Origin of the sequence: Leucobacter rhizosphaerae (genome assembly GCF_022919175.1) — a bacterium.
Classification (GTDB): domain Bacteria; phylum Actinomycetota; class Actinomycetes; order Actinomycetales; family Microbacteriaceae; genus Leucobacter; species Leucobacter rhizosphaerae.
Map to the genome: position 1 here is coordinate 1,352,435 of NZ_CP095043.1, position 15,275 is coordinate 1,367,709.

Sequence of the window (15,275 nt, forward strand, 5' to 3'; positions counted from 1 at the left end):
GAGTCTCTTTTCAATCGTATTTCGAGCAGTTCGGACTCTCCCCGAGTCGAGCATACCAAGAACTCGCTTCGCCTCGGTCCGGCCGTCGCAAGAGGCAACGATGCCGACGGGCGGCGGTCCTGGAGTCGGGTCTACGTCGCGCGCGGGTGCGCGTCGAGGTAGTGCTCGCGGAGCGTCTCGGCGCTGACCTGCGTGTAGATCTGGGTGGTGGTGACGGAGGCGTGCCCGAGCATCTCCTGCACCGTACGCACGTCGGCACCGCCCGCGAGCAGGTGGGTCGCGAAGGAGTGACGCAGGGTGTGCGGCGACACCTCCGCCGTGATCCCGGCGCGATCGGCCGCCGCCCGGATCACGAGCCACGCGCTCTGCCGCGAGAGCCGGGCGCCGCGCGGCCCCACGAACAGGGCGGGCGTTCCTCGGCCCCGCGCCACCATGACCGGCCGCGCGCGCACGAGATAGGCGGCGAGCGCTCGCCCCGCGTAGCTGCCGTAGGGCACGATGCGCTGCTTCGATCCCTTGCCGATGACGCGGAGGAAGCCGCCGTCGGCGAGCGCGCGCTCCGGGTCGCCCCAGGCGTCACCACGATCCGGCGCGGTGAGCAGGTCGTCGATGTCGAGCGCCGTGACCTCGCTGATCCGGGCGCCGCTCGCGTAGAGCAGCTCGAGCAGCGCCCGGTCGCGCAGCGCGACGGGATCGTCGCCGCCCGCTGCCGCGAGCAGCGCCTCGACGTCCTCGATCGGCAGGGCCTTCGGCAGCCGCTGGGCCCGCTTCGGGGTGCGGACGTTGCTGCCCGCATGGGTCGCGAGCACCCCCTCGTCGAAGAGGAAGCGGTGCATGCCCCGCACCGACGACAGCCGCCGCGTGATCGACGCGGGCGCGAGCCCCTCGGTGGCGAGGTCGGCCACGTACGCGGCGAGCGTGTCGGGGCCGACCGCGTCGAGCTCGGCGACCCCGCGGGTCTCGAGCCACGCCGAGTAGGCCGCGAGGTCGCGGCGATAGGCGGCCTGGCTGTTCGCGGAGAGCCCGAGCTCCAGCGCGACGTGGCGCAGGTAGCGCTCCGTTCCCTGGGCGGCGGTTACCGCCATCAGCTCGAACGCTCTCCCCGCGACGCCTCGCGGGCGGTCCAGGGCAGCTCGGGATCGCGCAGCGCGGGCCATCCGTCCGCTCGCGCGGCGTGGGCGGCCAGCACGGCGCTCACGGTGACGGCGTTCTGCACCCGCCCCGCGAACACCGCGGCGACGACCTCGTCGAGCGGCACCCAGCGCGGCACCAGTTCGGCTTCTTCACCGTCGCGCACGTAGTCGTGCTCGACGGGGTGGACGTCGCGCGCCAGAAAGATCCGGATCGCCTCGCTCGTGCCGCCCGGCGACAGGAACAGGTCGAGCAGCAGCTCCCACCGCTCGGCGCGCAGGTCGGCCTCCTCGGCGAGCTCGCGCTGCGCCGAGCGCAACCCGGACTCCCCCGGCACGTCCATGAGCCCCGCGGGGATCTCCCAGTCGCGGTGCGCGATCGGGTGGCGGTACTGCTGGATCAGCAGCACCCGCTCCTCGGCGTCGATCGCGAGCACCGCGACGGCGCCCGGGTGGTCCAGGTAGTCGCGTTCGAGCTCAGTGTCGCCGAACGCGAAGCGGTCCCGCCGCACGTCCCACACGTGCCCACGGACCAGGAGCTCGCTTTCGAGCACCCGGACGTCGCCGGCGTACGCGTCCGCGAGCGCCGGCCGGGGCTCGACTGGGGGCTGACCCCCAGTGGGCTCGCTAGTCGCGGAGCTCGTCGCCACTGTCGTCCACATCGAACAGTCGAGTCGCCTCGCGACGGTCGATCGCGGCGCCCACGAGGCCTGCGAACAGCGGGTGCGGGTGGCCCGGGCGCGAGCGGAGCTCGGGGTGGGCCTGGGTTGCGATGTAGAACGGGTGCACCGTGGTCGGCAGCTCGACGTACTCGACCAGCGAGCCGTCCGGGCTGGTGCCCGAGAACGACAGCCCGGCCTCGCCGATGGCGTCGCGGTAGCGGTTGTTCACCTCGTAGCGGTGACGGTGGCGCTCGCTCGAGGTCGGGGCGCCGTAGAGCGACGCGGCGAGCGAGCCCTCCGCGAGTGCGGCCTCGTACAGCCCCAGACGCATCGTGCCGCCGAGGTCGCCCCCGTCGATGATCTCGACCTGCTCGGCCATCGTCGCGATGACGGGCACGGCCGTGTCGGGATCGAACTCGGTCGAGGAGGCTCCCTCGAGCCCCGCGACGTTGCGCGCGTACTCGATGACCATGCACTGCAGGCCGAGGCACAGGCCGAGCGTCGGGATCGCGTTCTCCCGAGCGAAGCGGAGCGCACCGAGCTTGCCCTCGATACCGCGGATACCGAAGCCGCCGGGCACGCAGATCCCGTCGACGTTGCCGAGGGCTTCGAGTGCCCCCTCGGGGGTCTCGCAGTCATCGGAGGCGACCCACTTGAGGTTCACCTTGGTCGAGTGCGCGAACCCGCCGGCGCGGAGCGCCTCGGTCACCGAGAGATAGGCGTCGGGCAGGTCGATGTACTTGCCGACGAGCGCGAGCGTGACCTCGCCCTTCGGGTGGTGCACCGCGTCGAGCACGGGCTGCCAGCCGGTCCAGTCGACGTCGCCGGCGCGGTCGGCGAGGCCGAGGTGGTCGATGATCGTGCGATCGAGCCCCTGCTCGTTGAGGAGCTGCGGCAGGTCGTAGATGCTCGGCACGTCGATCGCGTTCACCACGGCGTCTTCGTCGACGTCGCACATCAGCGCGATCTTGCGCAGGTTGTCGCTCGTCACCGGGCGGTCGCTGCGCAGCACGAGCGCGTCGGGCTGGATGCCGATCGAGCGGAGCGCGGCGACGGAGTGCTGGGTCGGCTTCGTCTTCTGCTCGCCCGAGGCGCCCATGAACGGCACGAGGGAGACATGGACGAAGAAGACATTGTTGCGGCCGAGCTCGTGGCGGACCTGGCGGGCCGACTCGAGGAACGGCTGGGACTCGATGTCGCCGACGGTGCCACCGACCTCGGTGATGATGACGTCGGGCTGCGGCGACTCGGAGGCCTGCAGACGCATGCGGCGGCGGATCTCGTTGGTGATGTGCGGGATGACCTGCACCGTGTCGCCGAGGTACTCGCCGCGGCGCTCCTTCGCGATGACCGTGGAGTAGATCTGCCCGGTCGTGACGTTGGCCGCCTGCGACAGGTTGATGCCGAGGAACCGCTCGTAGTGGCCGATGTCGAGGTCGGTCTCGGCGCCGTCGTCCGTGACGAAGACCTCGCCGTGCTGGAACGGGTTCATCGTTCCGGGATCGACGTTGAGATACGGATCCAGCTTCTGCATCACCACCCGCAGCCCGCGCGCCGTGAGCAGGTTGCCCAGGCTCGCAGCGGTGAGTCCCTTACCGAGAGAGGAGACGACACCCCCGGTCACGAAGATGTGTTTGGTGATACCGGCCTGGTCCGCGTTCTGCACTGTTCCCACGGGCTTCGATCCTATCACTTGAAGTTGTTGGGCAGGGGTGTCGGTCGCGAACTAGCGCAATTCCTGGCGCGGCACCCACACCTGCTTGATGATCATCAGCACCATGGCGGTCACCGGGATCGAGATCAGCGCTCCGAGGAGGCCGAGGAGCGTGCCGCCCGCGAGCGCGCCGATCACCACGAGCGAGCCGGGCACGGACACCACGCGGTTCATGACGCGCGGCGTGAGCAGGTACGACTCGATCTGCATGTAGATCAGGTAGTAGGCGGCAGCGATGAGCGCGGTGGTCGGCGAGTCGAAGAGCGCGACGATCGAAACGAGCACGGTGGCCAGCACCGAGCCGATGAGCGGGATCAGGGCGAGCAAGAACACGCCCACCGCGACCAGTCCGGCGAACGGCACGCCGACGATCGTCATCATGACGAACCCGAGCACCGAATTGATGAACGCGAGCACGACCATGCCGCTGATGTATCCACCGACGGACTTCGTCACCTGCTCCGTGATGTCGATCACCTTGGAGCGGCCCGAGCGCGGCACGAGCGAGTAGAAGGCGCGCTTGATCACGCGGAGCGAGGCGAGGAAGTAGAGCGTCAGGATCAGCACGATCAGGGCGGCGGTCAGGCCGTTGGCGATCCCGATGCCCGCCTGCCACACCCCGCCGGCGACCTGCGCCCAGTTCTCGGGGCGGCTCACGAGATCCTGCCCCATCTTGAGGAGGCCGTCGAAGTCGATGAACTGACCGAACTGCTGGTTCACGTCGACGAACCACTGCTGGTGCGTGATGTCGCGGAACAGCGTGGGCGCGCTGCGGATCAGCAGCGAGACCTGGTTCGCGATCATCGGGATGATGATCCCGAGCAGGCCGCCGATCACGAGCACGAAGCCGCCGAAGACCACCCCGATACCGAGGGAGCGCTTCAGGCCCTTGCGCTCGAGCCACCGCACGACGGGGTCGAGGCCGAGCGCGACGAAGAGCGCCGCGACCACGTACATGATGATCGTGCTGAGCTCACCGACCATGCCGCCGAACAGCAGTGCGACGAGCACCCCCAGGGTGACGGTGAAGCCGAGCTGGAAGGGGCTCCGCACGACGAACTCGCGGGTGGTCGACTTCGCGCGCTCCTCCTGCGCGTCCGCGGCGGCCTCGCGGGCGTCGCGATACATCGCCCGCGTCTCCGCGTCGAGGGTCTCGAGGTCGACGTGCACCACGTCGGGGTGCGTGTCGAGGTACGCCGCCTGCGCGACCGCGTCGCCCTCTTTGTCGGGCTGCACGTTCGTCACCCGGCGTCCCCAGAACTTCATCATGGATGGAGCGTATCAGCCGCCTCGGACAAACGAGGCCAGGCCCGCAGCGCGCGGGTCAGCCCCGCAGCGCGCGGCTCAGTCCCGCAGTGCGAGCAGTTCGGCCGCGTGCTCGAGCGCGCTCGACGAGTCGCTGAGCCCCGAGAGCAGCCTCGCCATCTCACCGAGCCGCTCGTCGCCCTCGAGCCGCCGACTGCTGCTCTCGGTGAATCCGCCGGCGGAATCCTTCACCACCTGCACGTGGTTGTTCGCGAACGCCGCGACCTGCGCGAGGTGCGTCACCACGATCACCTGCGACGTGCGCGCGAGCCGTGCGAGGCGACGCCCGATCTCGATCGCGGCCGCGCCGCCCACGCCGGCGTCGACCTCGTCGAAGACGAACGTCGGCACCGGATCCACTCCGGCGACCACCACCTCGAGTGCGAGCATGACCCGCGAGAGCTCGCCGCCCGACGCGCTCTTCGCGAGCGGGCGGGGGTCCGCCCCGGGGTGGGGTGCGAGCAGGAACTGGATCTCGTCGCCGCCTGAGCCGCCGAGCGTCTCCAAGCGGGTGACCTCGACCACAAATCGCGCATCGGGCAGCGCGAGCTGCCGAAGCTCGACCGAGACCAGCTCCGAGAGCTGCTCAGCGGCCTGCGCCCGTGCCCGGGAGAGCTGCTCGGCGAGCTCGGTCTCTCGCGCGGTGGCGACCTCGAGCGCCTCCGACAGCTCCTCGATCCGATCGTCGTCGCCGTCGAGATCCGCGAGGCGCTGGGCGCTCTCGGCGGCGTGCGCGATCACCGCGGCGGAGTCGGCGCCGTACAGCCGGAAGAGCGTGGTCAGGGCCGCGAGCCGGTCGTTCGCGCGCGCGAGCTCACCAGGCCCCTCCTGGTCGAGGTCACCGGCGTACGCCGCGAGTTCGGTCGCCGCGTCGGCGATCTGGAAGCTCACCCCGCGGAGGGTCTCGAGCACGGCGTCGAGCCGCTTGTCGAAGCCGGTCACACGCTCGATCTCGCGCACCGCCGCGTCGACCAGGCTCCCGGCGTCGCGGCTCAGCGGATCGTCCGACTCCGTGGCGAGCGCCTCGTGCGCGGCCGAGCTGGCCGCCCGCAGCGCCTCGACGTTGCTGAGCAGCTCGATCCGCTCCGCGAGCTCGACCTCTTCGCCCGCCTGCGGATCCACCGCGGCGATCTCGTCGAGTTCGGTGCGCAGCTGCGCCGCCTCGGCGACCCGCGACTCGAGCGCGCCGCGGAGCTCATCCACCTCGGCGGTGAGCTCCTGGCGCCGGCGGTGCGTGGTCCGGTACTCGCTGAGGATCGCGCCGATCGCCTCCCCGCCGAAGCGGTCCAGGGTGTCCCGCTGTGCCGAGAGCGAGCGGAGCCGCAGCTGCTCGGACTGGCCGTGCACGGCGAAGAGCCGATCCGCGAGGCGCGACAGACTCCCGACCGGGGCGCTCGCACCCCCGACGCTCGCGCGGCTCCGCCCCTCGGCACTGACCGTGCGACTCATCACGAGCTCGCCGTCTTCGATATCGCCGCCGAGCTCGTCGACGATCTCCGCGACCTCGGGATCCGAGGCCCGGACGATCCCGCTCACGCGCGCCTGACCGGCGCCGCTGCGCACCGCACCCGCGTCGGCACGGGCGCCCATCAGCAGCCCGAGTGCGCTCACGACCATCGTCTTGCCGGCACCCGTCTCACCGGTGATCGCGGTGAACCCCGGGCCGAGGGCGAGCGTCGTGTCGACGATGACGCCGAGATCCCGGATCCGCAGTTCCTCGATCATGCGATTCCCTCCCCCTCGCGACGGTTGCCCCGCCAGCCGGAGACGGGCAGGTGGAACTTCCGCACGAGTCGGTCGGAGAACACGCCCTCGTTGAGACGAGCGAGCCGCACTGAATGCGCGGATCGGCGGACGCGCACCTCCGAGCCCGCGGGCAGTTCGGTACGCCGGCGGCCGTCGCACCAGAGCACCCCCGGCCCGATGTTCTCCGGCAGGATCCGCACGGTGAGCTCCGAGTCCGTGCCCGTCACGAGCGGTCGGTTGAACAGCGCGTGGGCGGCGATGGGCACGAGCAGCATGGCCTGCACCCCCGGCCAGACGACGGGACCGCCCGCCGAGAAGGCGTAGGCCGTCGAACCGGTGGGTGTCGCGAGCACGACGCCGTCGCAGGCGAACGACGACAGCGGCCGGCCGTCGACGCCGACGGCCACCTCGAGCATGCGCCGCTGCTTCTCGACGCTCGCCTCGTTGAGCGCCCAGGTGTCGGCGATCAGCTGGCCGTCGAACGTCGCCTGCACGTCGATCGTGAGGCGCTCCTCGACCGTGTAGTCGCGGCGCAGCACCCGATCGATCGTCGAGGTGAGATCGTAGCTCTCCATCTCGGCGAGGAAGCCGACGTGGCCGAGGTTGACGCCGACGATCGGGCACTCGGACCCGCGCAACAGCTCCGCGGCGCGCAGAATCGTGCCGTCACCGCCGAGCACGATCGCGATCTCGAGCTCGTCGACGCGCACCTCACGTCCGAGCTCCGCCACCTCCGCGGTGTCGAGATGCGGGCCGAACTCGTCGCGATCCTGAGCCTCGAAGACGGGGGTGACACCGGCGCGCTGCAGGGCCGAGACGACGTCGATAGTGGCCGCAACGGCCTCCTCGCGGTGGGTGTGGGACACGACGAGGATGCGCCGGGCCGAATCGCGCTCCGCTTGGGTCATGCCGCTCCGTTCGCTCGGGGGTCGCCGGGGTGCTCCGGCTGCTCGCGGGTCTCGGACTGCTCGGCCTGCAGGGGGTGAGCGACCTGCTCGGTCTGCCCGACCTGCTCGGCCGCGAGCGCCTCGATCCGCCCCTCCCATTCTGTCGGATCCGGCGCGGCGCCGCGTGTGAGGTGCACGAGGAACTCACGATTGCCGTGGCCACCTGCGATCGGCGAGCGCGCGAGGCCCCGGGCGCCGAACCCCTCCGCGACCGCGGCCCGCAGGACGATCCGTAGGGCCTCGGCGCGCAGCGCGGAATCCGTGACCACCCCGTCGCGCACCCGTCCGACTTCGAACTGCGGCTTGATGAGCAGGATGATGTCGGCCGCCGGAGCCGCGACCCGCGCGATGGCGGGCAGGATCAGCCCGAGCGAGATGAACGACAGGTCTGCGACGACCAGGTCAGGGGCATCGTCGATCCCGGTGGCCTCGGAGAGCGCCGCCGCGGTGAGATCGCGGGCGTTGCACCCCTCCACCACACGCACGCGGGGGTCGGCGCGCAATTCCGGTACGAGCTGTCCATGCCCCACGTCGACGGCCTGCACCGCCGCCGCTCCACGCTCGAGCAGCACCTGGGTGAACCCGCCCGTCGATGCGCCGAGGTCGAGGCACAGCCGGATCGCGGGGTCGACGGCAAACGCTTCGAGCCCGGCGAGCAGCTTGTGCGCGGCGCGGCTGACGTAGTGATCGCCGCCGTGCACCTCCAGGCGGGTGCCCGGTTGCACGCGCACACCCGACTTCGCGGCCGGGGCGCCGTCGATCGTCACCTGACCGCCGAGGATCAACTCGGTGGCCTGGCTGCGGGATCGGGCCAGGCCGAGCGCCGGGAGCACCCGGTCGAGCCGATCCGGCTCCCCACGCCACTCCCCGGTGCGCACCGCCTCAGGCGGCACCGTGGTCGCCTCGCTGCAGCTCCGCGAGCAGTTCGTCGTGGACCTGTTCGAACTGCGCCGCACGCTGGTCCAGCGGCTGTGCCTCGATGACCTCGACGCGTTCGAGCAGCCCGTCGCCGACAGCGGGGGCGCTCGGACGCTCCGGCGTCGGATCCTCGATGTCGCTCATGCCCCCAGCCTACTCACCCGGGCCGACACCGCCGCGGATTCTGCACATGTCGGCGCGGGTCAGCTCCAGTGATCCTCGAAGATGATCTCGGGCACCTGCAGCCCGTAGATCGCGAGCCCCGAGGCCCAGATGGCCGCGCAGCCCGCGCGGAGCAGGTTCAGCGGGGTATCCCCCTCGGCCACGACCGACGCGACGTGCCCGTCCATCCGCACGCGGGCGCTCCCGACGCGCATGGAACCGTCCTTCAGGTGTTCAGTTGAGGGGTAGGGCTCGTGCAGCTCGGCGAGCGAGGCGACGACGAAGTCGGGCTGCATGTCGCGCGAGGCCGCGACGAGCTGCTTGGGCCGATCCACCCCCGTGAGCACGTGCAGCGACGGGATCCCGGCGGCGCGAGCGCCCTTGATGTCGGTGTCGAGCCTGTCGCCGATCATCAGCGCGTTGCGCGACCCGAAGCGGTCGAACGCCGCCTCGAAGATCGCGGTCTCGGGTTTGCCGGCGAAAACCGGAAGCCGCTGCACCGCCGTGTGCACCGCCGAGACGAGGGTGCCGTTGCCGGGTGCGAGTCCTCGGGCGACCGGGATCGTCCAGTCGGTGTTCGTCGCGATCCACGGCAGCTGCGGGCGGCCCGGCACCTCGGCCAGGGCGAAGGAGGCCTCGGCGAGCTGCTCCCAGCCCACGGAGGGGTCGAAGCCCTGCACTACGGCGTCCGGCTGGTCGTCGGCGCTGCGCGTGATCTCGAAGCCGGCCTTGCCGAGCTCATCGGTGAGACCTTCGCCGCCGATGACGAGCACGCGGGATCCCGCCGGAACGGTCTGCGCCAGCAGCGCGACGGCCGCCTGCGGGGAGGTCACGACGTCGGACGCCTCGGCCCGGAGCCCGAGGCCGCGTAGGTGCTCGGCGACGACCCGATCCGTGCGGGAGGCGTTGTTGGTGACGTACCCGATCCGGGCCTCAGCGCGGTTCAGCTGCTCCACGGCGCCCGGGATCGCCCCCGGGCCCCGATACACGACCCCGTCGAGGTCGGTCAGCAGCAGATCACGGCCGGCGATCGGTGCGGGATCGAGCGGCGCGTCCTTCTTCCAGAACGCCACTAGCGGCCCTCCTGCTGCGACCCGCCCTGTTCATCGGGCGCGGCGTCGGCGTCTGCGTCTGCGTCGGTTGTGTCGGCGTCAGCGGTCACGACGCCCGCGTCGGCGAGCAGTTCGTCGACCTCCGCCTCGATGGACGCCTGGAAGCCGAGCTCCGGTGCCGGCTCGGTGTCGGCGGCGTCGGTGTCGGTGTCGGTGTCGGTGTCGGTGTCGACGGCATCGGTGTCGGATGCTGCGGCCGTCTCCGTTTCTTCTCCCGGCGCTGACGCTGTACCCGACACTGGCTCTTCACCCATCTCAGGCTTTTCGCCCAGCTCTGGCTCTTCGATGATGGCCGTCTCAATGATCTCGAAGACCTCAAGCTCATCCTGAGCGCCGAGGTGATCCTGCAGCGCACGGGCAGCCTGCTCCGAACGTGCCTGCCACTCGGCCGCCTCGCTGGTGCGACCGAGATCCTCGAGCACGGCCGCGTAGGCCCCGAACAGGTGCGGGCTCCACGAGAACGCCTTGGTGGGGTTGAGCTCGGGGATCTCGAGCTCGAACAGCGCCTGCTGCGTCTGGCCGAGATCGAGACGGGCGCCCGACATCGCGATCGCGAGGTGCACGCGCTGCTCGGTGTCGAGCGCAGAGGTGTCGGCCTCGAGGCCGGTCTCGATCGCCTTCTCCGGCCGGCCGAGACCGCGCTCGCAATCGACCATGAGCGCGACGTGATTGTCGAGCCCGCTCAAACGACGGTAGGTGCGCAGCTCGCGCAGTGCCAGCGCGAAGTCTCCGGTGCGATACGCGGTGACCGCGAGTGTCTCACGGGTCACCGGGATGCGACCGGCTCGGCGGCTCGCGGAGAGCGCGTGCTGGTGCGCCAGCTCGGGATCGTCCTCGATCAAGAAGGCGACCATCGCGAGATGGCGGGCCACTCGCTCCTGCACGTCGGCCTGCAGGGTCTTCAGCTCATTGCGAGCGGAGGGGTGCAGGTCCCTCGGCTGGATCTCCTCGGGCAGCACGGGATCGTCGTGCTCGGCGCGGACCGGACGGAGCTGGTGCTGCAGGCGCTCGGCCTCGGTGTACTCGCGACCGCTGCCACCGCGGTCGCTCCGTCCACCCCCACGCGTGCCGCCGCGCCCGTAGTTGGAGTCGCCACGGCCTCCGCGATCGGAGTCGCGCCGGGGACGATCGCTGCGGTCGTTGCGGTCGTTGCGGTCGTAACGATCGTTGCGATCGAACGAGCGCTGCGGACGATCATTCCGATCATTCCGATCGAACGAGCGCTGCGGGCGGTCATTCCTGTCGCCGCGGTCGAACGACCGCTGCGGTCGGTCATTCCGATCGTTTCGATCGTTGGAACGCTGCGGGCGGTCATTCCTGTCACCGCGGTCGAACGACCGCTGCGGGCGGTCATTCCGATCATTGCGGTCGAAGGAGCGCTGGGGACGATCATTGCGATCATTCCGGTCGAAGGACCGCTGTGGACGTTCATTGCGATCATTCCGGTCGAAGGACCGCTGTGGACGTTCATTGCGATCATTCCGGTCGAACGAGCGCTGCGGGCGGCCACTCCGATCGTTTCGATCGTTGGGACGCTGGGAACGATCGTTGCGGTCGTTCCGATCATTGCGGTCGAAGGACCGCTGCGGTCGATCATTGCGATCATTCCGGTCGAACGAGCGCTGCGAGCGGCCACTCCGATCATTCCGATCGAAAGAACGCTGCGGGCGGTCATTCCGGTCACCGCGGTCGAACGACCGCTGCGGACGATCGTTCCGGTCATTGCGATCGTAGGAACGCTGCGGGCGATCATTCCGATCGTACCCACCGCGCTGGGCACCGCCACGGTCATCCCGCTGCGGGCGGCTCGTCCACTCGTTCCGGTCGTCGGAACGCTGCGAACGGTCACCCCGGTCGTTGCGATCACCACGCCCATTGCGATCGCTGCGGCTGTACCCGCCGCGCTCATCGCGACCTGCGCGACCACCGTCACGGCGCTGAGCACCGTCGTTCGACCGCTGCGGCCGACCATCCCGATTGTCTGCGCGATTCCCCGAGGAGGGCGTGCGATCGCCGCGCTGGTTACGATCTCGGGGGTCCCGGTCTGATCGGTCGTTCCGCTGTGGACGGTCGTTCATGGGGTCCCTCCCGGGGCTTCGTTCTGCAAAAAAGGTCCTACAAATGCGAAAGGGGCCGTGCAGTGAGCGCCAGCTTTGGCATTCACTACACAACCCCTCTCTGAAAAGTTGTCCGGCGGTGTCCTACTCTCCCACAAGGTCCCCCTTGCAGTACCATCGGCGCTGTCAGTCTTAGCTTCCGGGTTCGGAATGTGACCGGGCGTTTCCCTGACGCTATAACCACCGTAACTCTATTGACATGTGCCCGCACACGGGGAACCGAATGTTCCGTCCGTGCGGCGGTCAGCCGTACGTCAAGAACCACAAAGTGGACGCGTTTCATCGTTACACAACAATTTGTCTTATGTTCCACACCACCCGAGGGGGGTGTGGTGAAGTCAAGTCTTTGGCTTATTAGTACCAGTCAGCTCCACACATTGCTGTGCTTCCACATCTGGCCTATCAACCCAGTAATCTACTGGGAGCCTCACACGATCAAGTCGTAAGGAAATCTCATCTCGAGGCCGGCTTCCCGCTTAGATGCTTTCAGCGGTTATCCATCCCGAACGTAGCCAACCAGCCATGCCCTTGGCAGAACAACTGGCACACCAGAGGTTCGTCCAACCCGGTCCTCTCGTACTAGGGTCAGATCCTCTCAAATTTCCAACGCGCGCAGAGGATAGGGACCGAACTGTCTCACGACGTTCTAAACCCAGCTCGCGTACCGCTTTAATGGGCGAACAGCCCAACCCTTGGGACCAACTCCAGCCCCAGGATGCGACGAGCCGACATCGAGGTGCCAAACCATGCCGTCGATATGGACTCTTGGGCAAGATCAGCCTGTTATCCCCGAGGTACCTTTTATCCGTTGAGCGACAGCGCTTCCACAAGCCACTGCCGGATCACTAGTCCCGACTTTCGTCCCTGCTCGACCTGTCAGTCTCACAGTCAAGCTCCCTTGTGCACTTACACTCGCCACCTGATTGCCAACCAGGTTGAGGGAACCTTTGGGCGCCTCCGTTACTTTTTGGGAGGCAACCGCCCCAGTTAAACTACCCACCAGGCACTGTCCCAGAACCCGATCAGGGTCCGTAGTTAGATATCCAATATGACCAGAGTGGTATTTCAACAATGACTCCACCTGAACTAGCGTCCAAGCTTCACAGTCTCCCACCTATCCTACACAAGCCACACCGAACACCAATACCAAGCTGTAGTAAAGGTCACGGGGTCTTTCCGTCCTTCTGCGCGTAACGAGCATCTTTACTCGTACTGCAATTTCGCCGAGTTCACGGTGGAGACAGCTGGGAAGTCGTTACGCCATTCGTGCAGGTCGGAACTTACCCGACAAGGAATTTCGCTACCTTAGGATGGTTATAGTTACCACCGCCGTTTACTGGGGCTTAAATTCAAAGCTTCGACCCAAAGGTCTAACCTCTCCTCTTAACCTTCCAGCACCGGGCAGGCGTCAGTCCGTATACGTCCACTTGCGTGTTAGCACGGACCTGTGTTTTTAGTAAACAGTCGCTTCCCACTGGTCTCTGCGGCCACCACACCCTTTCCGGAGTAAATCCGTATAAGTGGATGGCCCCCCTTCTCCCGAAGTTACGGGGCATTTTGCCGAGTTCCTTCACCATGATTATCTCGATCTCCTGAGTATTCTCTACCTGACCACCTGAGTCGGTTTGGGGTACGGGCAACAGCAAACCTCACGTCGATGCTTTTCTTGGCAGCATAGGATCACCTGCTTCCCCATACGGGTCCGCATCGTGTCTCACCCAAAGCCTCAAACTATTATTAAGAGACGGGCTACGCACTTACACCGGGACAACCATCGCCCGGCACAGGCTACCTTCCTGCGTCACACCTCACGCTCACCACCCCAGTTCGGGTTCGCAGCCGCCACCCCACATCACCCGAAGGATCCGCGGAGTATTGGATTGCTTAGCACTACTGGTTAGGTCTTTGACGGTTTACCGCCGGTACGGGAATATCAACCCGTTGTCCATCGACTACGCCTGTCGGCCTCGCCTTAGGTCCCGACTTACCCAGGGAAGATTAGCTTGACCCTGGAACCCTTGGTCTTCCGGAGGACGGGTTTCTCACCCGTCTTTCGCTACTCATGCCTGCATTCTCACTCGTGTGGCATCCACGACTGGTTCACACCGCCGCTTCACTCGCCACACGACGCTCTCCTACCCATCCATACGGCTGGACCACGAAGGCCTACCTGTTATATGAATGCCACAACTTCGGTGGCGTGCTTGAGCCCCGTTACATTGTCGGCGCGGAATCACTTGACCAGTGAGCTATTACGCACTCTTTCAAGGGTGGCTGCTTCTAAGCCAACCTCCTGGTTGTCACAGCAACTCCACATCCTTTTCCACTTAGCACGCGCTTTGGGACCTTAGTTGGTGATCTGGGTTGTTTCCCTCTCGACAATGAAGCTTATCCCCCACTGTCTCACTGCTGCGCTCTCACTTACCGGCATTCGGAGTTTAGCTGACGTCAGTAACCTTGTAGGGCCCATCGGCCATCCAGTAGCTCTACCTCCGGCAAGAAACACGCAACGCTGCACCTAAATGCATTTCGGAGAGAACCAGCTATCACGAAGTTTGATTGGCCTTTCACCCCTATCCACAGCTCATCCCCTCAGTTTTCAACCTAAGTGGGTTCGGTCCTCCACGCGCTCTTACACGCGCTTCAACCTGGCCATGGATAGATCACTTCGCTTCGGGTCTAGGACATGCGACTGAATCGCCCTATTCAGACTCGCTTTCGCTACGGCTACCCCACACGGGTTAACCTCGCCACATATCGCTAACTCGCAGGCTCATTCTTCAAAAGGCACGCCGTCACCAGTACAAGCTGGCTCCGACGGATTGTAAGCAAACGGTTTCAGGTACTATTTCACTCCCCTCCCGGGGTACTTTTCACCTTTCCCTCACGGTACTAGTCCGCTATCGGTCATCTGGGAGTATTTAGGCTTATCAGGTGGTCCTGACAGATTCACACGGGATTTCTCGGGCCCCGTGCTACTTGGGATCCACACCACGCAGTGCCACCATTTCGGATACGGGACTCTCACCCACTCCGGTCCGCCGTTCCAAGCGGTTCTCCTATAGCTACACATTCACGTCGAAAGACCGGCAGATCTTCCAGGCATGTCCCACAACCCCAACCATGCAACCCCTGCCGGGTATCACACATGACTGGTTTAGCCTCATCCGGGTTCGCTCGCCACTACTACCGGAATCACATGTTGTTTTCTCTTCCTGGGGGTACTGAGATGTTTCACTTCCCCCCGTTCCCTCTACCCGCCCTATATATTCAGGCGGGAGTCACCAGGTACGCACGCGCCCTGGCGGGGTTTCCCCATTCGGAAATCCTCGAATCACAGCCCGTTTATCGGCTCCCCGAGGCTTATCGCAGATTACTACGTCCTTCTTCGGCTCCAGATGCCAAGGCATCCACCGTTTGCTCTTATAAACTTGAAATCACATAAGTATCAGAAACACACAC

The 15,275-nt window shown here is 66.8% G+C and carries 11 protein-coding genes and 2 rRNA genes; 1 reads left to right on the plus strand and 12 read right to left on the minus strand.

Annotation, left to right across the window (positions count from 1 at the left end; translation table 11 throughout):
* Positions 1-131: 131 nt before the first annotated feature.
* The 10 genes from MUN76_RS06230 to MUN76_RS06275 form a co-directional block, all read right to left on the minus strand.
* On the minus strand, positions 132-1,085 hold the full coding sequence (locus tag MUN76_RS06230) for a site-specific tyrosine recombinase XerD (protein ID WP_244688113.1): 954 nt from the start codon (positions 1,083-1,085) through the stop codon (positions 132-134).
* On the minus strand, positions 1,085-1,792 hold the full coding sequence (locus tag MUN76_RS06235; RefSeq protein ID WP_244688115.1) for an NUDIX domain-containing protein: 708 nt from the start codon (positions 1,790-1,792) through the stop codon (positions 1,085-1,087). Before MUN76_RS06235 ends, MUN76_RS06230 begins: the two co-directional genes overlap by 1 nt.
* The gene (pyrG, locus tag MUN76_RS06240) at positions 1,758-3,467 is read right to left on the minus strand and encodes a CTP synthase (RefSeq protein WP_283248139.1); all 1,710 of its coding nucleotides are present in this window, start codon (positions 3,465-3,467) and stop codon (positions 1,758-1,760) included. Before pyrG ends, MUN76_RS06235 begins: the two co-directional genes overlap by 35 nt.
* 51 nt (positions 3,468-3,518) lie before the next feature.
* Positions 3,519-4,775, minus strand: coding sequence for an AI-2E family transporter (locus tag MUN76_RS06245; protein ID WP_244688116.1), 1,257 nt, complete (start codon positions 4,773-4,775; stop codon positions 3,519-3,521).
* Positions 4,776-4,850: 75 nt separating this feature from the next.
* Positions 4,851-6,536, minus strand: a complete 1,686-nt coding sequence (gene recN / locus MUN76_RS06250; protein WP_244688118.1) for a DNA repair protein RecN — start codon at positions 6,534-6,536, stop codon at positions 4,851-4,853.
* On the minus strand, positions 6,533-7,465 hold the full coding sequence (locus tag MUN76_RS06255) for an NAD kinase (protein WP_244688120.1): 933 nt from the start codon (positions 7,463-7,465) through the stop codon (positions 6,533-6,535). Before MUN76_RS06255 ends, recN begins: the two co-directional genes overlap by 4 nt.
* The gene (locus MUN76_RS06260) at positions 7,462-8,397 is read right to left on the minus strand and encodes a TlyA family RNA methyltransferase (RefSeq protein WP_283248140.1); all 936 of its coding nucleotides are present in this window, start codon (positions 8,395-8,397) and stop codon (positions 7,462-7,464) included. Before MUN76_RS06260 ends, MUN76_RS06255 begins: the two co-directional genes overlap by 4 nt.
* Positions 8,387-8,566, minus strand: a complete 180-nt coding sequence (locus MUN76_RS06265; protein ID WP_244688122.1) for a hypothetical protein — start codon at positions 8,564-8,566, stop codon at positions 8,387-8,389. Before MUN76_RS06265 ends, MUN76_RS06260 begins: the two co-directional genes overlap by 11 nt.
* A 59-nt stretch (positions 8,567-8,625) precedes the next feature.
* Positions 8,626-9,657, minus strand: coding sequence for an HAD-IIA family hydrolase (locus MUN76_RS06270; RefSeq protein WP_244688124.1), 1,032 nt, complete (start codon positions 9,655-9,657; stop codon positions 8,626-8,628).
* Entirely contained in the window at positions 9,657-10,568 is a 912-nt protein-coding gene (locus MUN76_RS06275) for a hypothetical protein (protein ID WP_244688126.1), read from the minus strand. Before MUN76_RS06275 ends, MUN76_RS06270 begins: the two co-directional genes overlap by 1 nt.
* On the opposite strand from MUN76_RS06275, the gene MUN76_RS06280 reads away from it, so the two are divergent.
* Positions 10,557-11,744: a hypothetical protein gene (locus tag MUN76_RS06280; protein ID WP_244688128.1), complete on the plus strand. Its 1,188-nt coding sequence runs from the start codon at positions 10,557-10,559 to the stop codon at positions 11,742-11,744. The two genes, MUN76_RS06275 and MUN76_RS06280, sit on opposite strands and share 12 nt — an antisense overlap.
* A gap of 140 nt (positions 11,745-11,884) precedes the next feature.
* On the opposite strand, the gene rrf is transcribed toward MUN76_RS06280, so the two are convergent.
* A 5S ribosomal RNA gene (rrf, locus tag MUN76_RS06285) occupies positions 11,885-12,001 on the minus strand.
* A 146-nt stretch (positions 12,002-12,147) separates the two neighbouring features.
* A 23S ribosomal RNA gene (locus tag MUN76_RS06290) occupies positions 12,148-15,250 on the minus strand.
* Between the last annotated feature and the right edge of the window lie 25 nt (positions 15,251-15,275).